Annotated in this window: 23 protein-coding genes; 9 read left to right on the top strand and 14 right to left on the bottom strand. The window is 54.0% G+C overall.

Annotation, left to right across the window (positions count from 1 at the left end; all coding sequences use genetic code 11):
- Positions 1-20: 20 nt before the first annotated feature.
- The 3 genes from C7W93_RS12180 to C7W93_RS12165 form a co-directional block, all read right to left on the bottom strand.
- Positions 21-293 carry a DUF4148 domain-containing protein gene (locus C7W93_RS12180; RefSeq protein WP_108440241.1) on the bottom strand — a complete coding sequence of 91 codons (273 nt, stop codon included), beginning with the start codon at positions 291-293 and terminating at the stop codon, positions 21-23.
- Between the two features lie 659 nt (positions 294-952).
- Positions 953-2107: a tRNA 2-thiouridine(34) synthase MnmA gene (gene mnmA / locus C7W93_RS12170; protein ID WP_108440239.1), complete on the bottom strand. Its 1155-nt coding sequence runs from the start codon at positions 2105-2107 to the stop codon at positions 953-955.
- Positions 2100-2585, bottom strand: a complete 486-nt coding sequence (locus tag C7W93_RS12165; RefSeq protein WP_108440238.1) for an NUDIX hydrolase — start codon at positions 2583-2585, stop codon at positions 2100-2102. The genes mnmA and C7W93_RS12165 overlap by 8 nt, the downstream gene beginning before the upstream one ends.
- A gap of 411 nt (positions 2586-2996) precedes the next feature.
- Here C7W93_RS12165 and C7W93_RS12160 point away from each other — a divergent pair, with 411 nt between their 5' ends.
- The 4 genes from C7W93_RS12160 (at position 2997) to C7W93_RS12145 (ending at position 6460) form a co-directional block, all read left to right on the top strand.
- The gene (locus C7W93_RS12160) at positions 2997-4112 is read left to right on the top strand and encodes a Re/Si-specific NAD(P)(+) transhydrogenase subunit alpha (protein ID WP_108440237.1); all 1116 of its coding nucleotides are present in this window, start codon (positions 2997-2999) and stop codon (positions 4110-4112) included.
- A 115-nt stretch (positions 4113-4227) separates the two neighbouring features.
- Entirely contained in the window at positions 4228-4584 is a 357-nt protein-coding gene (panD, locus tag C7W93_RS12155; RefSeq protein ID WP_108440236.1) for an aspartate 1-decarboxylase, read from the top strand.
- A gap of 71 nt (positions 4585-4655) precedes the next feature.
- Positions 4656-5000: an NAD(P) transhydrogenase subunit alpha gene (locus C7W93_RS12150; RefSeq protein WP_108440235.1), complete on the top strand. Its 345-nt coding sequence runs from the start codon at positions 4656-4658 to the stop codon at positions 4998-5000.
- Positions 5000-6460, top strand: coding sequence for an NAD(P)(+) transhydrogenase (Re/Si-specific) subunit beta (locus C7W93_RS12145; protein ID WP_108440234.1), 1461 nt, complete (start codon positions 5000-5002; stop codon positions 6458-6460). The genes C7W93_RS12150 and C7W93_RS12145 overlap by 1 nt, the downstream gene beginning before the upstream one ends.
- A 196-nt stretch (positions 6461-6656) precedes the next feature.
- Here the strand turns inward: C7W93_RS12145 and C7W93_RS12140 are convergent, their stop codons facing one another.
- The 4 genes from C7W93_RS12140 to C7W93_RS12125 form a co-directional block, all read right to left on the bottom strand.
- Positions 6657-7877: an FAD-dependent monooxygenase gene (locus C7W93_RS12140; protein ID WP_108440233.1), complete on the bottom strand. Its 1221-nt coding sequence runs from the start codon at positions 7875-7877 to the stop codon at positions 6657-6659.
- 7 nt (positions 7878-7884) lie between these two features.
- Positions 7885-9222 carry an aminopeptidase P N-terminal domain-containing protein gene (locus tag C7W93_RS12135; RefSeq protein ID WP_108440232.1) on the bottom strand — a complete coding sequence of 446 codons (1338 nt, stop codon included), beginning with the start codon at positions 9220-9222 and terminating at the stop codon, positions 7885-7887.
- An 89-nt stretch (positions 9223-9311) separates the two neighbouring features.
- Positions 9312-10013, bottom strand: coding sequence for an N-acetylmuramate alpha-1-phosphate uridylyltransferase MurU (gene murU / locus C7W93_RS12130; RefSeq protein WP_108440231.1), 702 nt, complete (start codon positions 10011-10013; stop codon positions 9312-9314).
- Positions 10014-10119: 106 nt separating this feature from the next.
- Positions 10120-11208, bottom strand: a complete 1089-nt coding sequence (locus tag C7W93_RS12125) for an aminoglycoside phosphotransferase family protein (RefSeq protein ID WP_108440230.1) — start codon at positions 11206-11208, stop codon at positions 10120-10122.
- Positions 11209-11483: 275 nt separating this feature from the next.
- Between C7W93_RS12125 and C7W93_RS12115 the strand changes: the two genes are divergently transcribed.
- The 4 genes from C7W93_RS12115 to rsmA all read left to right on the top strand — a co-directional run bounded on the left by C7W93_RS12115 (position 11484) and on the right by rsmA (position 17372).
- On the top strand, positions 11484-13712 hold the full coding sequence (locus C7W93_RS12115; RefSeq protein WP_108440644.1) for an LPS-assembly protein LptD: 2229 nt from the start codon (positions 11484-11486) through the stop codon (positions 13710-13712).
- Positions 13713-13747: 35 nt separating this feature from the next.
- Positions 13748-15229: a peptidylprolyl isomerase gene (locus tag C7W93_RS12110; protein ID WP_108440228.1), complete on the top strand. Its 1482-nt coding sequence runs from the start codon at positions 13748-13750 to the stop codon at positions 15227-15229.
- Positions 15230-15334: 105 nt separating this feature from the next.
- Positions 15335-16417, top strand: coding sequence for a 4-hydroxythreonine-4-phosphate dehydrogenase PdxA (gene pdxA, locus C7W93_RS12105; RefSeq protein WP_108440227.1), 1083 nt, complete (start codon positions 15335-15337; stop codon positions 16415-16417).
- A gap of 184 nt (positions 16418-16601) precedes the next feature.
- The gene (gene rsmA, locus C7W93_RS12100) at positions 16602-17372 is read left to right on the top strand and encodes a 16S rRNA (adenine(1518)-N(6)/adenine(1519)-N(6))-dimethyltransferase RsmA (RefSeq protein ID WP_108440226.1); all 771 of its coding nucleotides are present in this window, start codon (positions 16602-16604) and stop codon (positions 17370-17372) included.
- 1323 nt (positions 17373-18695) lie between these two features.
- On the opposite strand, the gene C7W93_RS12095 is transcribed toward rsmA, so the two are convergent.
- The 7 genes from C7W93_RS12095 to C7W93_RS12065 form a co-directional block, all read right to left on the bottom strand.
- Positions 18696-19082, bottom strand: a complete 387-nt coding sequence (locus C7W93_RS12095; RefSeq protein ID WP_108440225.1) for a hypothetical protein — start codon at positions 19080-19082, stop codon at positions 18696-18698.
- A gap of 206 nt (positions 19083-19288) precedes the next feature.
- A complete protein-coding gene (locus tag C7W93_RS12090) occupies positions 19289-19618 on the bottom strand; it encodes a porin (protein ID WP_108440224.1) in 330 nt (109 codons plus the stop codon).
- A 43-nt stretch (positions 19619-19661) separates the two neighbouring features.
- Entirely contained in the window at positions 19662-20306 is a 645-nt protein-coding gene (gene maiA / locus C7W93_RS12085; protein ID WP_108440223.1) for a maleylacetoacetate isomerase, read from the bottom strand.
- Positions 20303-21670, bottom strand: coding sequence for an MFS transporter (locus C7W93_RS12080; RefSeq protein WP_108440222.1), 1368 nt, complete (start codon positions 21668-21670; stop codon positions 20303-20305). The genes maiA and C7W93_RS12080 overlap by 4 nt, the downstream gene beginning before the upstream one ends.
- Positions 21671-21750: 80 nt before the next feature.
- Positions 21751-22461, bottom strand: coding sequence for a fumarylacetoacetate hydrolase family protein (locus C7W93_RS12075; protein ID WP_108440221.1), 711 nt, complete (start codon positions 22459-22461; stop codon positions 21751-21753).
- Between the two features lie 26 nt (positions 22462-22487).
- On the bottom strand, positions 22488-23537 hold the full coding sequence (gene gtdA, locus C7W93_RS12070; protein WP_108440220.1) for a gentisate 1,2-dioxygenase: 1050 nt from the start codon (positions 23535-23537) through the stop codon (positions 22488-22490).
- Positions 23530-24759, bottom strand: coding sequence for a 3-hydroxybenzoate 6-monooxygenase (locus C7W93_RS12065; RefSeq protein WP_108440219.1), 1230 nt, complete (start codon positions 24757-24759; stop codon positions 23530-23532). The genes gtdA and C7W93_RS12065 overlap by 8 nt, the downstream gene beginning before the upstream one ends.
- 113 nt (positions 24760-24872) lie before the next feature.
- On the opposite strand from C7W93_RS12065, the gene C7W93_RS12060 reads away from it, so the two are divergent.
- A complete protein-coding gene (locus tag C7W93_RS12060; protein ID WP_108440643.1) occupies positions 24873-25787 on the top strand; it encodes a LysR family transcriptional regulator in 915 nt (304 codons plus the stop codon).
- Positions 25788-25945: the final 158 nt, after the last annotated feature.

Below are 25945 nucleotides of genomic sequence, written 5' to 3'. Positions count from 1 at the left end.
AATTGCTAGTCGTTAATGATTTAGTTGCCAGTGTAAAGACCGGTTTCTAATTTATCCGACGCATGCTGTTCTACTTGGGCGCGTGTCAGCTTGCTTTTTTCTTCTGGCAGGATTGGATAGGCGTTGCCTTGATCCATCAAGCCTTGTTCACGTGCGACGACTAGCTCAGCGCGAACGTCGGCGCGGGTCTTGGTCGATGTGAAAGGGGCTTCTGGTGGATATGGTGTTACTGCAGCAGCTGCACCAGCGGCGGCTAAGATAACTAAACCAGCGATCAATTGTTTGGTATTCATTTTTGTTCTCCAAAAAGTTAGGGGGATAGCACCGGGCTCGGCGGAACAGGCAAAATGCAGCCCGTCGGGTCCTGCCTCGGTGAACGATCACTTGCGTCACATGTACGGTGTTGCTATGTGGTGCTGCTTGTGTGTTGCGTCCATCGATGAAGCAAAGTGTATAGAGGCTTCTATTAACAATAAACAATGAAATTTATAATTCACTATTTCTGAATTAGAAATAATGCGGACGATATTGTGTGATAGATAGTTTTTAATTATTGATAATTAAAAACTAATAGTTATTTGTAATAAAGTGTAACGGCGAAAAAATAGTGCGTTTATTCGCTGAATTGGTGTGTTTGCGCGGAAGCAAACAGAACGGCTGCGGAGGTGTGATGGTGGATACGGCAGGGCTAAAATCAGTCCTGCCGCATCAGTTTAAACCTTATTTTATTTATTTCTTGTTACACATGACTTGCCATTTATATGCGGATATCTACGCCAGACGCCGTGTTATAGACCGCTCAAGCGGCGCGCCACGCTGAAACGATAGGCAATTGGGCCTGATAACAGAATAGGACTAAGTTATATGCAAAGCACAAGATGCCGGATGTAATTGATGTTCGTTGTGCATGAACGCAGAAAACCCACCGGCAGGCGACGTCCAATCGTCCCTATTATTTAAGCGAATTTAGATCGTTGCCATTCGAGATAATAATGCCGCCGCCCAGACAGACATCCCCCTCATACAGCACCGCCGATTGTCCCGGCGTGACGGCCCATTGTGCGGCATCGAAATTTAACGTGAAAATTTCAGAAGCCTCGCCATCCTGTGATTGCCCGCTGGTGAAGTTGCACGCCATATCAGCCTGACGATAGCGGGTTTTAGCTGACAATTGCACTTGCTGCGGCGCTTCGCCAGCGACCCAGCTGACTTGCCCTGCTTGCAAGCTAGAAGACAGCAACCATGGGTGATCGTGGCCCTGAACGACATGCAGCGTGTTATTTTCAATATCTTTTTTGGCCACGTACCAGGGATCGCTATCGCCAACCGCATTTTTATGCGACTGCATGCCGCCGATGCCTATTCCTTTGCGTTGTCCCAGTGTGTAAAAACTCAATCCCACGTGTTGCCCGACGGTATCGCCAGCATCAGTTTTCATCGGGCCGGGTTGATACGATAGATAGCGATTGAGGAATTCGCGGAAAGGTCTTTCGCCGATGAAGCAAATACCGGTTGAGTCTTTCTTTTTTGCGTTCGGCAAGTGAATTTGCTCAGCAATTTTGCGGACTTCGGTTTTTTGGATTTCGCCTAGCGGAAACAACGTTTTGGAGAGTTGCGCCTGATTTAATCGATGCAAAAAGTAGCTTTGATCCTTGCTGGCATCGAGCGCTTTTAATAACTCAAAGTTGCCAGCCGGAGCTTGCCGTACACGCGCATAGTGGCCAGTGGCGATAAAATCCGCCCCCAGTTTCATCGCGTGATCGAGGAAGGCTTTAAATTTGATTTCGGCATTGCACAGAACGTCGGGATTAGGCGTGCGTCCGGCTTGATATTCGCGTAAAAACTCAGCAAATACACGGTCTTTATATTCCGCTGCAAAATTCACCGCTTCGATATCCACGCCGATGACGTCGGCTACGCTGACCGCATCGATCCAATCTTCACGCGTTGAGCAGTATTCGGAATCGTCATCGTCTTCCCAGTTTTTCATGAATAGGCCGATGACTTCGTAACCCTGTTGTTTTAGTAGCCATGCAGAGACGGATGAATCAACGCCGCCGGACATGCCGATAACGACGCGTTTTTTTGTTTTATTTTGGTTAATCATGATTGTTTCCGATGACACTAGGATCTGTATGCAGCATCGATAGCGGTATGCGGTCGCCGCGTAAATAGTCATCGACGCATTGCAATACTTGTGGACTGCGATGGCGTTCTGGACACGCGGCTAATTCGTCACGCGACATCCATAAGACACGCAAAATACCGTGATCGAGTGATCGATCATGGCTTGCGCCCAGCGTTCCGCAAAAGGCAAAACGCAAATACGTGTTGCTTTTGCCTGTGCGTGCGGAGAAATAACGCGCCAGATAAGTACCGACTAGTGCGGTGGGCGTGAAATCGTGCGCGGTTTCTTCCAGCGTCTCGCGTATCACGGCATGAATTAATGATTCATGTGGGTCCAAATGACCCGCTGGCTGATTGATCCGGATGCCGTCACTGGTGTGTTCTTCTATCAATAAAAAACGGCCATCACGCTCAATAATAGCTGCCGCAGTGACAGAGGGTTTCCAAACTTCAGTCATAAATTCCTCAGGTAATCCGACATTTTAACGTGGCTGTCAACTTTTCGATTGCCCCGCGCAATACCGTGTATCCGTTGCAACATAATGCGGCAGTTGGCGAATACACAGCGTTACCGTCTTCGTCATATTGTTTATGAACAAAAATTCCGCTAAGATCGCTGGCAGAGTTGTCCGGGCGTGCCTCAGATGGTCCTCAGTTGGTTCAAAAAATCAGGACCGTTGTCGTTGTTGCCGCCCCGGTTTTGCCAGATTCGTAGCCGTATTTTTACGTAGTAACTTCATTATTGCGCTTCTACTATTTTAGCTAGGCTAAACGTCATTCAACGCTGGGAAACACCGCGTAATCGACGAATCGCTTTAAATGAGAATGGTGGATCGCCGACAAGAATTTTTACAATCAGGGAGAATTACATGAAAATCGGCATCCCCGCCGAAACGCGGCCGGGTGAAACCCGTGTCGCAGCGACACCAGAAACGGTCAAAAAACTGGTAGCAGCGAAACATCACGTCATCGTCCAATCGGGCGCTGGCACCTCATCCAGTATTACTGACGAAGCGTATGCGGCTGCAGGCGCGCAAATAGGTAGCGCAGCGGAGGCATTCGGTCAGGAAACGATACTGAAAGTACGCGCTCCCGCCGCTGACGAATACGCGTTGCTGAAAAGCGGCACGGTGATCGTCGGTATGCTCAATCCGTTCGATGCTGAGAACATTGCGCTGATGGCCAGTCACGGCCTGACCGCCTTTGCGCTCGAAGCTGCACCACGGACGTCGCGTGCGCAATCGATGGATGTACTGTCATCGCAAGCCAATATCGCCGGTTATAAGGCAGTGCTGATGGCCGCCAATACCTATCAACGCTTCATGCCGATGCTGATGACTGCGGCCGGGACGGTCAAAGCGGCGCGCATGCTGATCATGGGCGCGGGTGTTGCAGGCTTGCAAGCCATTGCTACGGCCAAACGACTGGGTGCTGTTATTGAGGCATCGGACGTACGGCCAGCGGTCAAAGAGCAAATCGAATCGCTGGGCGCAAAATTCCTCGATGTGCCATTTATCACCGATGAAGAGCGCGAAATCGCGCAAGGCGTCGGCGGGTATGCACGACAAATGCCTGCGGATTGGATGCGGCGGCAAGCCGAGGCGGTGCATGAACGCGCCAAGTTAGCCGACATCATCATCACGACCGCATTAATTCCGGGTCGTAAAGCCCCCATCCTGATTAGCGAAGAGACGGTCAAGGCGATGAAGCCTGGTTCCGTCATTCTGGATATGGCAGTCGATCAGGGCGGCAATTGTCCGTTGTCTGAATCCGGAAAAACCGTGATCAGACATGGCGTGCATATCATCGGCGAAGGCAATCTGGCGGCGTTGGTCGCGGCCGATGCTTCCGCGCTGTATTCGCGCAATGTATTGGATTTTTTGAAGTTGATCGTTACGCCAGAAGGCGGACTGGTCATCAATCTTGAGGACGATATCGTGGCTGCTACTTTGTTGTGTAGCGCCGGTAACGTCCTACGGAAGTAATGTATTTAAATAGTGTTATTGCAGACTGCTTCGGTCTTACGCCAGCCCTTGTAAATGCTAGTAATGCAGCAAGGGCAGCGCAAGCCAACAGCGTCGAACAAAGGAGAAACAAGTAATGCATCGCATCATGTTACGCGCGAAAATTCATCGCGCAACCGTCACCCAGGCCGACCTTCACTACGAGGGCTCATGCGGGATCGATGAAGATTTGCTGGAAGCGGCAGACATTCTGGAAGGCGAAAAAATCGAACTCTATAACGTGAATAACGGACAGCGTTTTTCAACCTACGCGATCCGCGCTGAGCGTGGCAGTGGCGCAATTGCGTTGAATGGCGCAGCCGCCCGTTGTGCCCATTTGGGCGATTTGCTGATCATCTGTACTTATGCACCGTTGTCGGATGCTGAAGTCGCTACGCATGTGCCGAAAGTGGTATTTGTCGATGATAAAAACAGCATCACGGGGATGAAATAAGTAAAACGAAGTTAGGGGAGGCCGCAGTGCTTTAGTCTGTCACTGCGGTTTTGCCACATAAGGGGAAACGTATGGAAGTGTCACACACCATCACAAATTTGATCATCTTTGTACTGGCGATTTACGTCGGTTATCACGTGGTCTGGACCGTTACACCGGCGTTGCATACGCCGTTGATGGCGGTGACGAACGCGATTTCTGCGATCATTATTATCGGCGCGATGTTGGCGGCGGGATTGACCGAAGGCATTGTTGGTCAAGTTGCCGGAACGCTGGCGGTTGGCTTGGCGGCGGTGAATGTCTTTGGTGGCTTTCTGGTCACGCAACGGATGTTGGAAATGTTTAAGAAAAAAGAGCCGAAGGTGAAAGCGCTTGCCGTTGACGCCGAAACTAAAGCCAAAGCAGGAGCGCATTGATGGGTGCCGAAATCGCGAATTTGTTAAGCATGAACCTGGTCACAATGTTCTACCTGATTGCTTCGGTGTGTTTTATTCAGGCTTTAAAAGGGTTGTCGCATCCGTCGACGGCGCGGCGCGGGAATGCGTTCGGGATGGGCGGCATGGCGCTGGCGATTCTGACGACGATTGCGCTGATCATCAAACTGAAAGTTGAGTCGCAAGGTGCCGGATTCGGTTTCTGGTTAGTCGCCGGTGGTGTCGTCGTCGGTGGCGGTATCGGTGCGTATCTGGCCAAAAGTGTCGAGATGACCAAGATGCCGGAACTGGTCGCGGCGATGCATTCGTTGATTGGGTTGGCGGCGGTGTGTATTGCGGTGGCAGCAGTGTCGGAGCCGTGGGCGTTCGGAATTGCCGCGCATGGTGCTGCATTGCCGGTCGGCAATCGGATTGAATTGTTTATCGGGACGTTTGTTGGGGCGATTACCTTCTCTGGATCGGTGATTGCGTTTGGCAAGCTGTCCGGGAAATACAAGTTCCGTCTGTTCCAGGGCGCGCCGGTCAGCTTTCAAGGGCAACATTTTATTAACCTGTTGCTGGCAATCGCCATGCTGGTATTGGGCATCATCTTTGTAGCGACGCAATCGTGGTTGCCGTTTATTTTGATGACAATCATTGCGTTTGCATTGGGCGTGCTGATCATTATTCCGATTGGCGGCGCGGATATGCCGGTGGTGGTATCGATGCTGAACAGTTATTCCGGTTGGGCCGCGGCCGGAATTGGCTTTTCGCTGAACAATGCGATGCTGATTATTGCTGGTTCGCTGGTCGGGTCGTCCGGGGCGATTCTGTCGTACATCATGTGCAAGGCGATGAATCGGTCGTTCTTTAATGTGATTCTGGGCGGCTTTGGGGGCGATGCGGCAGCGGCAACCACGGGTGGTGCGCAGGCGCAGCGGCCGGTGAAATCGGGCTCGGCCGACGATGCGGCGTTTCTGTTAGGCAATGCGGAAACCGTCATTATCGTGCCGGGCTATGGCTTGGCGGTGGCGCGGGCACAGCATGCATTGATGGAGCTGGCGGAGAAACTGACGCACAAAGGCGTGACCGTGAAATTCGCGATTCATCCGGTGGCAGGACGCATGCCGGGGCATATGAATGTGTTGTTGGCCGAGGCAGAAGTGCCCTACGATCAGGTGTTTGAGATGGAAGACATCAATAGTGAGTTTGCCCAGGCGGATGTGGTGCTGGTGCTGGGCGCGAATGATGTGGTGAATCCGGCGGCGAAAGATCCAAAATCGTCGATTGCGGGGATGCCGATTCTGGAGGCCTACAAAGCCAAAACGGTCATTGTCAACAAACGCTCGATGGCCTCTGGTTATGCCGGGTTGGATAACGAGTTGTTTTATATGGATAAAACCATGATGGTGTTTGGGGATGCGAAGAAAGTGATTGAGTCGATGGTGAAGGCTGTCGATTAATCCTGGTTTTTGGCTTGATGAAGAAACCGTTCTGGGCGAATGCTTGGGGCGGTTTTTTTGTTTGTTGATTGGATGTTGTCGTACGGGGGGCGTTTGTTGGTAATTGAAACGGTTTGTGCTCCGTTGATGCAAGCCGGCTCGGGCCGCCCTTGACAAAGCGTCAACGGAGCGCTAACCGTGTTAAACAACAATATTCTCAACGCCTCCCAAACATCATCTGCTCAGCAAGCAAATCCTTCGCCGGCCGAATCGCATCCACCAACCCCAACAACAACCCCAGCAACGTCTGCGAAACCGCTCCCTCCGGTGCACTAGCAAAAACCCGCGCCAGCAAATCAGTCATCCGAATCGTCATATTGCGATCAGTCTTCCTGCTGGCAGCAAATGCCTCCACCGCCGCTGAAGACAAATTTTGCGATAATAATTTAGCCAACACAGCTGCATCCCGCAATCCAAGATTAAGCCCCTGCCCAGCCACAGGATGCAAAGTCTGCGCAGCATTCCCAATAGCGACAATCCGAGCCGATGAGTTCGCAGGAACCACCTGAGCATTCAATCCAAGCGGAAAACTATGCCGCGTCGATACTCGAACGAAACGCCCAACCCGTCCACCAAACGCATCTTCCAGCGCATGCAAAAACGCCCCATCATCCAATCCAAGTAAGTGCGTAGCGGTCGCTGGACGCACACACCAAACCAACGCATAGCCATCATCCTGCGGCAAAAGCGCCAGCGGCCCTTGATCAGTAAACCGTTCAAACGCCCGGTGCGCAATCGCTGCGCTAGTCTCCACATGCGCAACAATCGCACATTGATCGTAATCTCGTTGCATCGCCTTGCCAGCCTGCTCGCCGAAGAGGCCGCCTTCGGCCTGCACCATAATTGCGCTACGTAGGGTCCGACCATCGGATAGCCGCATGACGACGCCATCATTCTCTTCATTGCTATCGCTGACATGCACCGGCCGCAAAAGCTGAATTCCCTCCAACGCAGGCAAGGCCGCCAACGCAGTGATTAAGCTTCCATAACGACTGACATAACCTAACGCAGCGAGTTGATATTCGCGCCGATCGATTAAGGTGCGGCCGAAATGTCCGCGACGAGAAACGTGGATTTCATGTATGGGTGTGACCGGCAATGGCCACGCACCGATATTTTCCAGAATCTGGCGACTACCATAAGACAGCGCAATCGTACGCGGATCGAGACGTGCCTGATCGATTGGCTTGCCGTCAATCAGTGTGATCCGATCAGGTGCTACGCCGCGTTTAACCAACAATGCTGCCAACGTTATTCCCACCGGCCCGGCACCGCAAATAGCGATGTCGGCAGTCAGATCGGCGGGCGCATTGTTTGCAGCAATTACAGAGGCAAGATCAGTACTATTGGAAATATCGGGGAGAAGGGTAGCGATCATTTATCTATCAGTTTCGCATCAGCGCTTCGATATCCGCGACGGTCCGTGGTGCGCCGGTCGTCATGATTTCGCAGCCCGTTTCTGTGACCAATGCGTCGTCTTCAATCCGAATCCCGATGTGCCAGTATTTTTCTGGGACACCCTCTGCAGGACGCACATAAATACCCGGCTCAACGGTCGTCACCATGCCCGGTTGCAGACCACGCCATGGCTTTGATTCACCTTCTGCAACTGCGGCATTCAAATCCCGATATTCGCCGACATCGTGCACATCCATGCCCAGCCAATGGCCGGTGCGATGCATATAAAACTGGCGGAAATCACCATTTGCAATCACATCTTCAAGCGTCCCGACTTTGTTCTTATTCAGCAAACCGGTATCCAGCATGCCTTGCGCCAATACACGGACCGCTGCGTCGTGACCATCCATGAAATGCTTGCCCGGACGCGTGACTTCAATCGCGGCGTTTTGAGACGCCAGTACGATCTCATACAATTCTTTTTGCGGGCCGGAAAACACGCCGTTGGCCGGGAAGGTGCGCGTAATGTCGGCGGCATAACTATCCAATTCGCAGCCTGCATCGATGAGGACCAAATCGCCGTCTTTCAGCACCGCATCGCTGGCCCGATAATGCAGCACGCAGGCGTTAGATCCAGTGGCAACGATCGATCCGTAGGCGGGGTATTGCGAACCCTTGCGGCGGAATTCATGCAGCAATTCTGCTTCCAGCGTGTATTCGTACAGACCTGGACGGGAGATCCGCATGGCGCGGCAATGCGCTTCGGCAGAGATCACGCCAGCGCGGCGCATCAATGCAATTTCGTCCGCGTCTTTAAATAGGCGCATTTCATCCAGCAACACGTGCACATTGTGAATGGTTGACGGCGCGACGACGCCAGCGCGTCCCATTGCGCGCACGCTGCCTAGCCAGCCTTGCAGCTTTTCATCGTAGTCGTTTTGTCCAAGGGCATAGAACACAGATGGCGCGTCAGCCAGCAGTTTCGGCATTTCCACTGCCATCGCTTCGATCGGGAAGGCGGCGTCAAATCCAAATTTCTCGCGAGCGGCATCGGGACCGTAACGATAGCCATCCCAGATTTCGCGTTCCAGATTTTTTTCTCTGCAAAACAGAATGGTGCGCGGGTTTTCGCATGCAATCAGGACGACGACCGCCTCTGGCTCCATAAAGCCTGATAAGTAATAGAAGTAACTATCGTGGCGATACGGGTAATCGGCATCGCGGTTGCGCATGACTTCCGGCGCGGTAGGAATGATGGCTACGCCGCCACCTTGGGCCTGCATCAGGTTGATTAGCCGAGCACGTCGTGTGGAATAGGGAGTCATGTGCATCCTTGAATGTCGTTGTGTGCGGTGTGTAAATGCGTTGCGTATATCGCCTTGGTCTGTATTTTCTTGACGGCAATGCAGAGCAGTTACATTGGCGTGTTTAATTGTTCCAGACGTTTAATGGTGCCAACGTCCGTCCAGTCACCACGATACACCTCGCCGCCAACTTGGTTGCGAGCTGCGTATTCACGCAGGATGGGGGCCAGTTTGCCAAATTCGCCAGATGCAATGGCGTCGAACATCATCGGACGGAAGACGCCAATGCCGGAATACGTAAACCGAGGTTCACCCTCATTAGAAACGGAAAAGCTATGTACGGCAAAGTCGCCTTCTGGATGATGGGCTGGATTTTTGACTAGGTATAGCCAAGCCACGTCACGCGTCTCGATCGGATGCGGGACACCCCATAAATCGTTATCTTCGAGTGTGGTTTTTACCTGCTCGAAATTGAAATGCGGGCAATAAATATCTGCGGAGATGGCAATAAATGGCGCATCGCCCAGCAAATGACGCACCTTCGCGACGCCGCCGGCGGTTTCCAGTGCGGTGCCCTCGGCGGAGTAGGTGATTTTGGCACCGAATTTGCTGCCATCGCCAAGCGTATCTTCGATTAATTGGCCCAGATGCGCGTGGTTAATAATGATGTCGGTGATGCCTGCGCGGACCAGATTGACGATATGCCAGACGATCAATGGACGACCGCGTACTTTTAGCAAGGGTTTAGGAGTGGTGTCAGTCAGTGGGCGCATACGCTCACCGCGACCTGCGGCAAAAATCATTGCTTTCATGGAGTTCAGTTTGCTCGGTTAGGCGTAAATATTATGAAGAAGTGTGCGGGAATAGCGTCATCAGAATTTGTGTTCAAATTTTTGTGATGAAATCCCGCGCAGGTTTTTAAAACGTATAGCCTATCGTCTGAGGTGTTTCTTCCAGTTTATCGATCAAGCGTACCAATGGAATCAATTCGCGATAACGCAGTGCAGTTTTGCGCACATAGTCCATTACTTGCGGTAAATCTTGCATGTAAGCCGCTTTGCCATCGCGATAATTCAGGCGGGCAAACAAGCCCAGGATTTTCAGATGTCGTTGCAAGCCCATATATTCAAAATCGCGATAAAAGGTGTCAATGTCGGGCGCGACCGGCAAACCGGCACGTTTTGCACGTTCCCAATAGCGAATCACCCAATCCAGCACTTGCGCTTCTTCCCAAGGGCGATAGACATCGCGGAGTAGGGAGGCCAGGTCGTAAGTAATCGGCCCATACAATGCGCCTTGAAAATCGAGTACGCCGGGATTGCCTGTTGGCAATGCCATCAGATTGCGCGAATGATAGTCGCGGTGGACATAAACTTGCGGCTGCGCCATATTATTGGCGAGGATCGCGTTGAAAACTGCGTCGAGACTAGCAGATTGCTCGGCCGTTAATGTGACGTTCAAATGTTTGCCGATGTACCACTCGGTGAAAATTTGTAATTCTTTTAATAAGAAAGCCCGATCATATTCAGGCAGCACATCAGGTTTGCTATGCGTTTGCAGGCTAACCAGTGCATCAATTGCCTCTAAATACAGCGCGTTGGCGTTGTCGTCGTTAAGTTGCTGCAAATAAGTTGTCGGTCCGAAGTCGGATAGCAGTAAAAAGCCTTGTTCAATGTCTTGCGCCAGAATTTTTGGTGTTGACATTCCGGCATCACTAAACAGGCCCGCAACAAAGATGAACGGGCGCACGTCTTCTTGCGGCTGAGGGGCATCCATCACGATCAGGGTCGCGCCATCGACTGCATCCGGATCAATCGCATCGATTCTGAAATAACGCCTGAAACTGGCGTCAGCAGAGGCTGGGCGGATTGATGCGGCAACGGTTGGATGGCTTTCCAGCGTGGATAGCCATGCCATTATTTGCGTCAGGCGCAGATCAGGTATCGCAGCTGATGAAGAGGGGTCGCCTTGGGGTGACGTTTGAGGTAATAAGTGAGGCGATGTCATTAAGCGATCCAGGAATACGGTTGTAGGTAGTCAGTTCCCATATAATAAGGGATTAATTTTAAAAAATCGCCTGCGATGGTGTTTGCTCAATGCATTTCTTGACACGGTTTTTATCAGTGCCCCCTTCACAATCATCTTCGCAATCATTGTTGTCGCCCCGATCACGTCCTCAGAAGCACGGACGTTACGTTGCGTCAACACGCCGATTGCCATCATTACCGTTGCCGCGTGTGCGGCGTCTGGCTTGGCTGATTGCTTCAGCGTTGGCGGCTGCAATGCCTGTCGCGACGGCAATATTCGTCTCGCCGGCGGCAATGGCGCAAGTTCAGCCTCCTGCCGCCAGGCCGCCACGTGTCGATGAAAGTAATTTGCCAACAACTGTTGAAGCTGACCAGATGACCGGGCGCCCTGATCGCGTGCTGAATCTCGATAACAATGTCGAGTTGACGCGGGGACAGACAGAAATCAAAGCAGACAAAGCTACTTATCGGATAGTCGAAAACGAAGTCGAAGCGCACGGCTGCGTACGCATGAATCGTTACGGTGATCAATATACTGGGAATGACCTGCAACTAAATATGGACTCGGGCCAAGGGTTTTTGACCCAACCGACTTACAAATTTGGGATAAACGGCGGTCATGGCGATGCTGAACGCTACAATTTTGAAGATGAAGACCATGCCAAGGCGATAGCCGGTACGTATACGACTTGTGCCGGGACTAAGCCAGACTGGTATATCAAGTCCAGCACGATGGATATCGATACCGGGATTTCTGAAGGTATTGCGCACGGGGGTGTGTTGTATTTCAAGAGCGTCCCGATCCTGGCCTCGCCGATTATGTCGTTCCCGCTCTCGGGCGATCGTCAGTCAGGCTTCTTGCCACCGACCATAGGTACTACGAGTACCGGTGGTTTTGAGTTCAGCGTACCTTATTATTTCAATATTGCCCCTAATCGTGACCTGACCCTGACGCCGAATGTGATTACGCGACGTGGTGTGCAGTTGGGTGCTGAAGGGCGTTATTTAGGTGAGGGCTACAGCGGCGTGACCCGGCTTGAATATCTGCCGGACGACGCCATCACCAAAACCAATCGTTATGCTATTGCATCGACCCACACGCAAGTTCTGGGTGGTGGTTTTGGCATGTCATGGAATGTTAATTACGCATCAGATAATCAATACCCGGATGATTTTGCCCGGTCGATTACACAGAGCGCGCAACGTTTGTTGAATCGCGAGTTGGATCTGACCTATGCCGGGAATTTCGGCAGCGTGACCGCGCTGGCTTCGCGTTATCAGGTATTGCAAGATTTCGATGCCAACGGCAATCCATTGATAGCACGTCCTTATGACCGCTTGCCGCAAGTGACTTACAACGTCGGACGTCAGGATGTCGGCGGATTTGACTGGATGGTGAACGCGCAATATACCCGCTTCAAAAATAGTGCCTACGATGTCCCCACCAGCGTGCAGTTGCCGGGCGAGGGCGATCGGATCTACATCAATCCGCAGATTTCCTATCCGATTATCGGTGCTAGTTATTTCGTGACACCAAAGCTGCAACTGGATGCGACTTCGTACAGCTTGACGGATGTTGTGCCGGGCTCGGCGAAGAGTTTTAGCCGGGTATTGCCGACCTTCTCGTTAGACGGTGGTTTGACCTTTGAGCGCGATGCAAAATTGTTCGGCAATGCGGTCACGCAAACCTTGGAGCCGCGTTTATTTTATGTCCGCACGCCGTATAAGGATCAAAATAACTATCCGTTATTTGATACTGGCGTATCCGATTTCAACTTTGCGCAAATTTTTACCGAGAATAGTTTTTCGGGACATGATCGCATCAGTGATGCAAATCAGCTAACAACGGCGGTGACTTCGCGTTTTATTGAAGAAAGTGGCATCGAACGTTTACGTCTGGCGATTGGTCAGCGGTTTTATTTCACGCCGCCATTGGTTTCGCTCGATAGCAGTATTGTCAACAGCCGTTCCGATTTATTGCTGGCCGCAGGTGGGCAGTTAACGCGCACCGTTGGCATCGACAGCAACATCCAGTACAGCCAAAGTAATAGCCAATTAGTCCGCGCCGATTACAATATTCGTTGGCAGCCAGCCCCGAAAGAAGTAATTAATCTGGCATACCGGTTGGATCGCACGCCTACCGCCGTAGTACTGAATAATAACGAAATTCTGAAGCAGGTTGATCTATCCGCTCAATGGCCAATTTCCAAGCGTTGGTACGGTGTTGGGCGAGTTAACTACTCGTTGGAGGACAGAAAAGTTGCTGAAGGTTTGGTCGGCTTAGAGTATAAAGCTGATTGTTGGGTTTTCCGCGTAGTGGCGCAGCGGACGCCGACCTCGACGGCACAGGCTAGTTCGGCGCTATTTTTCCAGCTTGAATTGAATGGATTGACGAAACTCGGCTCTAACCCGATGCAGGCGTTGCGTAGCAGCGTTCCGGGTTATCAGAATGTAAATCAACCTGACAACATCATCAATAATTGAATCCGTCATACTTATATATGAATGCTCACCTCACTATGCGTATAGCTAATACACCAGCCAACAAGTCGGTCACTAAGTTAGTCAACAAGTCAGCTACCAAATCTACATTAGCTGTAATAATTGTCTCGATGTTATGCAGTGCAGTGCCTTCGGTCTGGGCGCAAAATTCAGCTGCCAGCAAGTCCGGTCCGCCAACGATGGTTGCCCCAACTACTACGGCAGCACCTGCACCAGCGGGCGTTACGAGCCCTTCAACTGCAACACCGCAGACCATCGATGCGATTGTTGCAGTGGTTAATAATGAAGTCATCACGCGGCAGGAATTAGCACAGCGTCTTCGTGACGTGATCCAGCGCATGAAAGCGCAGGGAGTAGAAGCTCCGCCGCCTGCTGATTTGCAAAAGCAATTGCTGGAAAGGTTGATTCTTGAGCGCGCCCAAGTACAGGCGGCGAAAGAGTTCGGTCTGTCGGTCGACGATAAAATGCTGGACACAGCGATTGGCCGGATCGCAGAGCAAAACAAGTTATCAATGGCCGATTTCCGCAAACAGCTGGATCATGATCAAATTCCTTATGCTTCTTTCAGAGAAGATATTCGTAAAGAAATTTTGTTGCAGCGTCTGCGTGAGCGTGAAGTTGACAACAAAATTCAGATTACCGAATCGGAAGTCGATAATTATCTGACCGCTGAAGCGAACAACAAGCTCACCCAGCCAGTGCAGCAAGAAGTCAATCTGGCGCAGATTTTGATCCGTGTACCTGAAAACGCTACCGCTGCGCAAGTTGCACAGCGCCGCCAGCGTGCCGAAGAAGCAATGCAACAACTGCGTACCGGCGGTAATTTTGGCAAAGTCGCGGCGACTTACTCCGATGCGCCAGATGCCCTTAGTGGCGGTGAACTGGGATGGCGTCCGCAAGATCGTTTGCCGCAATTGTTTCTTGATGCTGTGATATCGCTAAAGCCGGGACAGGTTTCGACGATTTTACAAAGTGCCAACGGCTTCCACATTATCAAAGTCAATGACAAGCGCGCGGCAGCCAATGTGGAGAAGCCAGCAGCAGTTGCTCCGGTCGAACAAACGCATGCGCGTCATATTTTGATCAAAGTGACGCCAACCGTGTCGGCAGTTGAAGCCAAGCGTCGTTTGCTGGAATTAAAAGAGCGTCTGGATAATCATGCCGCGACGTTTGAAGACCTGGCTAAATTGTATTCAAACGATCTGTCAGCTTCTAAAGGCGGCGATCTGGGTTGGATCTATCCTGGCGATACTGTGCCGGAATTTCAGCGTGCCATGGATGCACTCAAACCGGGACAAATCAGCGAGCCGATTGAATCACCGTTCGGCTATCACCTGATTCAGGTATTGGAGCGCAAAACCGACACAGTCTCATCAGACCGCAAACGCCTTGCTGCACGTCAGGCAATTCGTGAGCGTAAACAAGAAGAAGCCACCAACGACTGGCTGCGCGAGTTGCGCGACCGTGCTTACGTTGAATACCGTTCAGACGATAATTAATTACACAATTTGCGCCTTTAATGGCGCAATTTGCCTCGCGGAAATGTCCTGATGGTGTGACCGCGAGGTGTGTAGACCAGCCAGCATGACTACCTTATCTCCGCAATGACCGCTCAGAAATTTCCTGCCTCTGCCATCCCAACTGATGTCTTCCGACGTCCGGTTCTTGCTATCACCTGCGGCGAACCGGCTGGCATTGGACCGGAAATTTCGATCAAGGCAGCGTGGGAACTACGGGCTGAAATCAATAGCGTCCTTATCGGCGACGCTGCATTTTTAGCGATGATCGCAGCCGAAATGGATCCTGCGATTAAATTGGTCGCTTTGTCCGAAAGGGCGTTTAGTCATGACGGCTTGCCGAGTTTTGGCCCAGATCGGATTGCAGTCGTTGATTGTCCCTTCAGCGTGCATGTGCGACCAGGCATACTGGAACCGCGCAATGGACGCACCATTCTGAAAACACTGGATATTGCGATTACCGGTGCATTAGAAAAACACTTTGATGGCATCGTTACTGCGCCGCTACAAAAAAGCACTATCAATGACGCCGGTGTACATTTCACCGGCCATACCGAATATCTGGCCGAAAAAACCGGCACTGCCCAAGTGGTGATGATGCTGGCGACAGACCGCACTACGCCACCGTTGCGCGTAGCATTGGCGACTACGCACCTGGCGTTGAAAGATGTTGCCGCAGCAATTACTGCCGATAGTCTGAACCGCACCTTAGAGATTCTGGAACACGATTTACGATCCAAATTTGGCATCGCCCAACCGCGAATTTTGGTGACAGGTTTAAACCCGCATGCGGGTGAAGGCGGTTATCTGGGGCGCGAAGAAATCGACGTTATCGGGCCGGTATTAGAGGCTGCTAAAGCCAAAGGCATGGCAGTCAGTGGGCCATATCCAGCCGATACGCTATTTCAGCAAAAATATCTGGATCAGGCTGATTGCGTGCTGGCGATGTATCACGACCAAGGTTTGCCGGTCTTGAAATATGCCAGTTTTGGCCATGGTATTAATATTACGCTGGGGCTACCGATTATCCGCACCTCGGTCGATCACGGGACAGCACTGGATTTGGCGGCTGCCGGGTTGGGTGTGGCCGACCATGGCAGTATGCTGGCCGCGTTAAAGGCGGCAGCGCAAATGGTGCGTTCGGCTGCGAATCCCAGCGCTGCGGAATAATGTAATCGAACAACGTAGACTAAAGAGTCATCCAGCAAAAACGCCATCCTGTCGCGCCAGTGTTTAGTTTGCTGAAACAGAGCGCAGCGGATGGCATTATCTTTTGCATCGCGCAGTGTCTTATTTTTGCCGACGCATTGCATCAACTCATCGCACTAATTCATCGCTTTAACACATCACCACAATGAAACATATTCCACGTAAGCGCTTCGGCCAGAATTTTCTCACCGACCAGTTAGTCCTGAGCGACATCATCACCGCAATCGCGCCGCAAGCGGATGACAATATGGTGGAGATTGGCCCCGGTCTGGCAGCCATGACCAGCCTATTGCTGAAGTCGGTAAAACAGTTGCATGTGGTTGAACTTGATCGTGATTTGGTGACGCGTCTTGAGAAAACCTTTGATACAACGCGGCTGCACATTCATTCTGCCGATGCGTTGAAATTTGATTTCAGCAGCATTCCCCGGCTAGGCGAAGGTAAGCTGCGCGTAGTCGGCAATCTGCCTTACAACATTTCCAGTCCATTACTATTTCACCTCACCGAGATCGCGCCGCTGGTGCAGGATCAACACTTTATGCTGCAAAAAGAAGTGGTGCAGCGCATGGTCGCCGAACCCGGCAGCAAAACCTTCGGTCGGCTTTCGGTGATGCTGCAATGGCGTTACAAGATGCAATTGATGTTCATCGTGCCGCCGACCGCATTCGATCCGCCACCACGGGTTGAGTCTGCAATTGTGCGCATGATCCCGATTGCGGAACCGTTGGCTTGTGATCAGAAAAAGCTTGAAGATGTCGTCCTAAAAGCCTTCACGCAGCGCCGCAAAGTCATCCGTAACGGCTTAGCGGGGATGTTCACCGAAAATGATTTGATCGATGCCGATGTAGATCCGCAAGCACGGCCTGAAACCATCTCAATGGAAAAATTTGTCGGGCTGGCAAATCGATTGAAATAATCTTCTGCCTTGGCATCTGTTCACGGCAATAAAAAGGCCGATACCCTTATCAGGATATCGGCCTCAGCCATTCACAGCGTCTATTACGCATCTAAGTAAGCATCTAAGTGAGCATCTTTTTCAAGTCGGACCAATCAGTAGCGGCCCGACTTCGATCGTTTTCTCGATAGCGTTTCTACGTCACCGTGGTTACAGCTTTTCGCTAGTCCAATGTCCAGCTTTGCGCTCGATCAACTCAATCTTATAGCCATCGGTACTTTAAAGTAATCGACTAATGGACTGGCATTTAGCATTTAAAATCAAGCGCTTATAAAAATCACTGCTGTCCATTTATTTTTTTTGAAAATGGACAAATCTTAGCCCTCAAGTCCATTCGAAATTTGTCGTTCACCACGGTTCCGCATTGATGCTGGTGGCTATCGACCAATAGCTACCAGTCTATTATTCAACGCCAAGGGTCTGCATCAGGCAAAGTGCGGCCGATATGTACCAAGCGCCACTGCCCGCAAACGCGTTCGCCGATAGGTGTAGTTGCGGATGCGGCAAAGGCTGCGGTCGAGCGTGTATCAGACTCAATCGACTACCTCCTGACATTTGTTGAGGCCAGCAATAGGCGAATTGCTGCAATGGAACCCTAGTCAGAGTGCTTCCTGATTGGTTAATGCAGGATGTTGATGTCCACGGTGTATACCCTCCTGGACGTATGCCGAAGCCGTCGGCGCGAGCGTTCGTCGACTATTTGATCACAGCGCTGGCGGCGGCCGACTGTCCGTGATCCCTGCTGTCATGGTTTGATTTGTGATCTAAATAGCTTCAAAAGCGATCAGGATGTTTTCGTGACGCAGTTTTGAAGAGCACTCACTTGTATTTGTCTGCCAATTCTCGCAATGGAGTAATTCGCTCAATAAGGCACATTTCCTCTTGTGCAATGTTTGCCTGGGTTGACACTGTACGCTTCACGAACGCGATTAACTAATTACGAAATTCTGGCCCCGCACACAGAATTTCTGACAGGTCCGAGTGCTTTCATTCAGGCTCTCCATTGCATTTACATTGGCCAAAGTGATATATAAACTACAAAAGCCATGCATGAACAATCGATACCGATTTAATCAAGAAGTGTCGAAGAACATCACACGTACCAAACATAATAGCGACAAATACAATTACTCCTAACGCGAACCTAGCGCTAACAGCAAGCCACCTTCCATGTGATTAACCTACTGCATCATCACAATCAGAGATGGTGACGTTCTGAAGATTGTTGCTATCATTCTTATAATTCTGATCCATATTTTCCTTTATCAATTCGGCTGTTTCAACCTAGCTAAACATTTGACACATGTAATGGCTCTCGCGCTCGATATCCAGGTTTAGGAAAGCGCCGCTCGACTTGGACGCCAATACTCCGCACAACTCTCCAGCTCGAAAGAGTTTGTTGTACTCATCGCAATTGGCCGTCCCTGCGGTTTCGAGCGGTTTTACTTTTATCGCGATTTGAATCAACTCGCGATAAACTGCCGCTTCATCAATTGCGTGATCAAGGCCATCAAGCAGATATTTTTTTTGCCGAGTTTGATTGAACCAATCAAACTCGGCTGCGTTCCAGAGCCGCCGCATGAAAACATCCATTGGTTCTTGTACCTCTGGTCCCAGGCGTGCCATTCCGCACGCCATCACATAGGCTTCAAATTTTTTTGAAGGTTTCATAAGCAATTTTCCTAGCTAGTAACAAACAGATCGCCAACTCAGGCAGTGCGCGGTGCGTTGCTGTTTCATCTAATTACGGCGCTGATGTGTAGTACTTCAAGCAACGCGGGGCACCATATCTTTATCGACGCGACACCGTTCGAGCCCAAGATGCAGCGCGCGGAGCTGGCGAAGAACTACGTCGGCTTGTTCTGATCGCGCGCCGTTTAGAACATGTGCCGTATGCCCGCCATGACGCCGCTCTGACACTTGCCCGTGCCGACGGAGCCGCCGGCGTCGAGCGCGATGACGGCATTGCCAGCGTTGTTCATGCAGCCTATCGCCGAATACAGCGAGGTTCGTTTCGACAGGAAGTAACTGAGTCGCGCCACCAGCATTGTGGTGTCGCCACCGCCGTTCCTGACATTGCGGCGCGCGGCCTGAACGTCCAGCTGCGGCGCCGGTGACAGCGGCTGAGTCACGCCGGCATAGTACAAATCCGAGTTGGATGCATCGGTGGAGGCGCACACTCGGCGGGCGATGACGCCGGCGCCGATTTTGGTGGAGCCTCCGCTTTATGTCTTATGGTGATGCGTGGTGCTACTCGGCATCCCGCTGGCGATCCGGTGCGGCGTCGCGGAAGGCTGGCAATGCTTCGCAGTTGGCGTCGATGCGCGTCAGCGTTGGGTAAGGCGAGAGATCGCATTCGAAGCGGCGCGCATTGTAGAGTTGCGGGGACAGGCAGCAATCGGCCATGGTCGGTGTGTCGCCGTGACAAAAGGCTCCGGTGGCGCTGTCGCTCGCCAGTTGCTGCTCCAGTCCCTGCAGGCCGAGCGTGACCCAGTGGCGATACCAGGCATTCTTCTGGTCCGGTGTCACCTGTAATTGTTCGCTCAGGTATTTCAGCACACGCAGATTGTTCAACGGATGGATGTCGCAGGCGATTGCTTGCGACAGCGCGCGTACGCGGGCGCGTCCAGCGGTGTCCGATGGCAGCAGCGGCAGTATAGGGCGGGTCTCGTCCAGGTACTCAATGATGGCTAGCGACTGCGTCAGCAGCAGGCTGTCATCCTCCAGCACTGGCAGCAGGTGCTGGGGATTTAGCGCGTCGAATGCGGCGCTGAATTGTTCGCCGCCGTTGCGCGACAGGTGGATGTAGGCCTCATCGGCATTGAGCTGCTTCAGGTTCAGTGCAATGCGCACGCGATAGGACGCGGAGCTACGGTAATAGGTATGCAGTTTCATGTTGCGGTGCTTTCAGTGACGGTAGGAGATGGGATAAGGGCTGATTTTGCCCGGCTTTGCAGCCGACCCATTGCTAGCAGGGCACAGGCGGCAAGCACGGCGGGAATGGCCAGCAGCAGGAAAATGGCCTGGTTGCTCAGTTGCGCAGCTAGCAGCGCGCCACCGACCATGGAACCGACCACTGCGCCGCTGCGGCCGACGGCTGAGGCCCAGCTGACGCCAGTAGCGCGGCTGGTGGTCGGATAGAAAGCGGCCGCCAGCGCGCTGACGCCGACCTGCGAGCCGCTAACGCCGAAGCCGACGCCGAACACGGCCAGCACCAGCACGGGGACGTTATTGGTCGACAGACCGACAGCCACGATGCATACGGCTGCCGCCAGGTAGGCGATCGCCAACACGCGTTGGGGACGGTAGCGGTCCATCCAGCGACCCAGAAGGATGGCGCCGGCGGTGCCGCCGATCTGGAACGCGGAGCTGATGAAGGACGCCTGCGACAAGCTGTGACCCGCACCACTTAGCAACATCGGCAACCAGCTGGAGAGCAGGTAGATTATCAAGAGACTCATGAAGAAGGTGCTCCACAACAGCAACGTGCCGCCCAGCAGGCCGGGACGGAACAGCTGCGCCACCGGGGAACCGGGTAGCTTGCGATCGCTGACCACTAGCTGCGGCAGGGTGTGCTCGGATCGCGCCTTGATCCGGGAGGCGATGGCGGCGATGGCGACGGCGCCGCGACCGCGCATCACCATCCAGCGCAACGATTCCGGTAGCGCCATCCACAGTACCGGTAGCAGCAACAGCGGCAAGGCGCCGCCGATCAGCAGCACGCCACGCCAGCCTATCGATGCCAGAAGCTGCGCGGCGATCAGGCCGCCGAACGCGGAACCTAGCGTGAAGCCACAGAACATCAGCGTCACCAGGCTGGCGCGGCGTGGCTGCGGGCAGTATTCGGAAGTCAGTGTGATTGCGCTCGGCATCGCGCCGCCCAGCCCCAGGCCGGTGAGAAAGCGTAGCGCTAGCAGCATCGGCAGGCCGGTGGCGAAGGCCGATAGCAGGCTGGCGACGGCGAAGAAGCCAACCGATAGCAGCAGCACTGGCTTACGGCCGTAGCGGTCCGCCAGTGGGCCGAGCAGCAGCGCGCCGGACATCAGGCCGAACAGGCCGATGCCAAACAGCGGCGCCAGGCTGGCGGTCGTCAGATGCCATTCGGCGCGTAGCGCCGGGGCGATGAAGCCGATCGATGCGGTGTCGAACCCGTCGATGGCGACCACCAGAAAACACAATACCAACAGCTGTTTCTGGAAGCGGGAAAAGGGATGGCCGTCGATGAACTGCTGGACATCCATAGTGGGTGAGGTAGTCATCATGTCTCCGCGTGTTGTCGGATGCGGCCAGCCAGCAGGCGGCAGGCTTCTGTGGCCTGCTGGCTGGCCGCAACGGTGTATCAGACCATCTTGACTGTAATCGGCGTCAGGCCCGCGATGTGCGCGACCATGGTTTGGCCGCGCACCACCGCGCCGACGCCTTCGGGTGTGCCGGTCATGATCAGGTCACCCGGCTGCAGCTCGAACAGCGTCGACAGTTGGGCGATGGTTTCGCTGACGGACCAGATCAGGTGCGTGAGGTCGCTGCTTTGGGTGGTTTTGTCATCGACTTTCAGCTCGATGGCGCCACTACGTACTTCGCCGCTGTCGGCCAGGCGAGTCAGCGGGCCGATGGGCGCCGAATAATCGAAGGCCTTGCCAATTTCCCATGGCCGGCCTTGTTCGCGCATGCGCATCTGCAGGTCGCGGCGCGTCATATCCAAACCGACGGAGTAACCGAAGATGTGGACTGCCGCCTCCTCTGGCGCAATGTCTTTGCCGCCCTTGCCGATGGCGACTACCAGCTCAATCTCATGATGGTAGTTCTCGGTGCTGGCCGGGTATGGCAGTTGCGCCGTGGCACCAGCGGGCACCGGTACCACCGAGGCGGCATCGTTCGGTTTGCAGAAGAAGAACGGCGGTTCGCGATCCGGGTCGAAACCCATTTCGCGGGCGTGCGCCGCGTAATTACGGCCGACGCAGTAGATGCGGCGTACCGGGAAGGTGGCGTCCGAACCGTTGACGGGCAGGCCGACGATGGCTTGCGGGGGAAAAATGAAATTGGCAGTCATGATGTGCTCTTGATGTGATGAGAGGTTTAATCGGGTAGGAAGGCTTCGCGCAGCAGGCCCATGGCTTGCTGCACCGGTCGATCGGAAAAGCTGAACAACACCACGTCCTCGGGCGCATCGAAAGCGACGGTGGCCCACGAAGGCACCACGAAGGTGTCGTGCGGCACAAAGCTGAAGCGGGTGTTAGCGATAGTTACACTGCCGCTGCCCTCGACCACGTTGTAGACGGTGCCGTCGGTGCTGCGGTGGCGCTGACCTCGGAAGCCTTTCGGCAGCAGCTGCATGCAGGCACCGATGGTCGGCATTGGTGAACCACCGGTCAACGGGTTGATGTAGCGAAGCTTGACGCCGTGCCAGGCATCGACCGCCTGGGTGCGGCGTAGCGTTTCCAGTGCCTCGCGGGTGCGGGCATAGGGATAATTGAACACCGGCGAGTTGAGTGTCGCATGCTGCTGTTTTACGGGTGCCATGTTGTTGCCGTAGGCGGCGTAGCTCTGGCCTTCCGGGCGCGCCACATGCTGGATTGTTTCCTCACCGTTTTCGGCAAAGCCGGCGTCGAAGAAGCGCAGCATCGGAATATCGAGGCCGTCGAGCCAGACCACCGGCTCCGTGTGGCCGTCGATGCCGGGATTGCCATGGTCGTGCCAAGTCCAGGATGGGGTGATGATGAAGTCGCCGGGATGCATGATAGTGCGTTCGCCATCGACGGCCGTGTAGGCGCCCCTGCCGCTAACGATGAAGCGCAGCGCGGCTTGCGTATGGCGATGCGCCGGAGCGACTTCGCCCGGCAGAATCAGTTGCAGTCCGGCATACAGTGATTGCGTGATCGACGCCCGGCCGGGCAGAGCGGGATTTTCCAGCACGAGCACGCGGCGCACGGCTTCCTCGGCCGAGATCAGTTCCCCGGCGCGGTGCAGGTGCGGCAGGATATCTTCGTAGCGCCACAGGGCCGGCACATACGGCGGCGTCGGTTCTTTCGGCACCAGCGTGTGCAGCGAGGCCCACAGTGGGGCCAGGTGTAGCTGCTGCATGTCGTCGTACAGGGACTGGCGGGCGGCGATCAGATCGTTATGCATGCTGGTGCTCCTTGTCGGTGACGGTGGCCAGGCAGGTGTCGGCGGTCCAGCCGTACAACCATTCCAGGGCGTTGTAGAAGCCGTTGGCATCGCGCCCCTTCCAAAGATCGTTGCGCACCAGGCGTTCGACACCAGACGCGTGGTACAGCCGGCCCATTTCGCGCGCCGACAGCACCACGCGGGCGGTGCGGGCGATGCGCGATTGCTGGTACAGTGCGAATGCGGCCGTCATGTCGTAGTTGCAGTGACTGATCGCTTCGCCCAGCGTCACTGCGTCTTCCAGCGCCATGCAGGCGCCCTGCGCCAGGTACTGCAGCATCGGGTGGGCGGCGTCGCCCAGCAGCGTGATGCGGCCGGCGGTCCAGTTGCCGACCGGCTCGCGGTCGGCGGTGCTCCATCGGCGCCAGTTGTCCGGCATCTCCAGCAACTGGCGTGGCAGTGCGTCGATGCCGGTGAAGTAGGACAGTACCTCTTCCTTGCTGCCGTCGCGTACATCCCATACTTCTGCATCGCGGCTGTGGAAGGTGACCACCAGGTTGTATTGTTCGCCACCGCGCAGCGGGTAGTGGACCAGGTGACAGTTGGGGCCGACCCACACGACCGGTGCGTTCATGCGTAGCGGCATCGGCATGCGTTCGGCTGGCACTACGGCACGGTACACCACGTGGCCGGAGACACGCACGTCGTCACCGACCACGTGCTGGCGCACCACCGACTTGACGCCGTCGCAGCCGATCAGGTAGCCGGCGCGGAAGGTACGGCCCTGGTGATCGGTCACGGTGACGCCGGTGGCATCCTGCCTGACGCTGTCGATATGACAAGAAGTGATCAGTTCGACCTGCGGGGTTTTTCGTACCTGTTCCAGGATGGCGGTGTGGATGTCGGCGCGGTGGATCACTGCATAGGGGTTGCCGAAGCGCCGACGGAACGGCTCGCCGACTTCGAATGTACCGACTTCGGTGGCGTCCACAGCATCCATCATCACCAGACGTTCCGTGAACACAGCGCGATCGCGCACGGCAGCCCCCACTCCCAGCGCGTCCAGCGCGGCGAAGGCGTTAGGCCCAAGTTGAATGCCGGCGCCAATCTCGCTCATGACGGCGGCTTGTTCCAGCACAGTTACCCGTATGCCGAGGCGCGCCAGCGACAGTGCTGCTGCCATGCCGCCGATACCGCCACCGGCGATCAGGATGGACGGAAGTTCAGTATTATCAGATTTCATGATGGTCTCCATACGTCTCGTGAATGGCATCACTTTGCGCTTTTTAAGCTATTTATGAAATGGATGAAACTTGATTGTTATAATCAAGTTTTTAAATAATGGTGGGTGATGTCATGGCCCGTTTTGACCTCGAACTGCTGCTAGTCTTCGACGAGATCTACAAGACCCGTAACGTGACGCGCGCGGCGGATAATCTCGGCCTGCCGCAATCGACGGTCAGTATTGCTCTGGCCAAACTGCGCGAGCATTTCAACGACCGCCTGTTCAGCCGTACCGCCAAAGGCATGGAGCCGACGCCGCGCGCGCAGAACGCTATCGCCGATGTGCGGAGCTCGATTCAGGCGTTGCAGCATGCACTGGCCGAGCAGCCCGTATTCGAACCTGCCGACAGCAAGCGTGAGTTCCGCATCTGCATGACGGACATCAGCGAAGTGGTGCTGCTGCCGCAGCTGCTGAACCATCTAAGGAAAGTTGGGCCGGGCATTCGCCTCGACGTTTCGAAGATTTCACCGGGCAGCCCGGCCGATCTGGCCGATGGCACGGTCGATCTGGCGGTCGGTTTCATGCCGCACCTGGAGGCGGGTTTCTACCAGCAGACGCTGTTCAACCAGCATTTCACCTGCCTGGTGTCGACCGACCATCCGCGTATAGGTAAGACTCTGCGGCTTGAGGCACTTCAGCGCGAGGCGCATGTGGTGGTGCGCACCTCCGGTACCGGCCACGCCATCGTCGACAAGGTGCTGGCGCAAGAATCAGTGCAGCGTAACATCGCACTCCAACTGCCGAGTTTCCTCGGCGTAGCCCGCATCGTCGCGGAGACTGAGATGATTGCCATCGTGCCGCATCGCTATGGCGTAGCCATGGCAGGACGCGAGCATATCCGCTTGTTTCCTGTGCCGGTCAAGTTGCCCAGCTTCTCGGTCAAACAGCATTGGCACGAGCGCTATCACGCGGATGCGTCGAATCGCTGGCTGCGCCAAGTGATGGCGCAACTATTTTCTGAAAGTATCGCCAAAACAGATGGATAGTTGGCTTGCTAGCGGGTTGTAACATTTGAATATAGAGTGATGCTTCGAAAACAACGACCCAATGCGGGATTGCAGAGCTTCGATATGACGCAGTCAAAATCAGCGCCGTGGGTCAAATTCGCGTCAGCGGCAACGGCAACGGTTCTAAACTTTTTTGG

Origin of the sequence: Glaciimonas sp. PCH181, from assembly GCF_003056055.1 — a bacterium.
GTDB lineage: Bacteria > Pseudomonadota > Gammaproteobacteria > Burkholderiales > Burkholderiaceae_D > Glaciimonas.
Note: the sequence above shows the minus strand (reverse complement) of the source record. Positions and strands in the feature narration are given on the sequence as shown.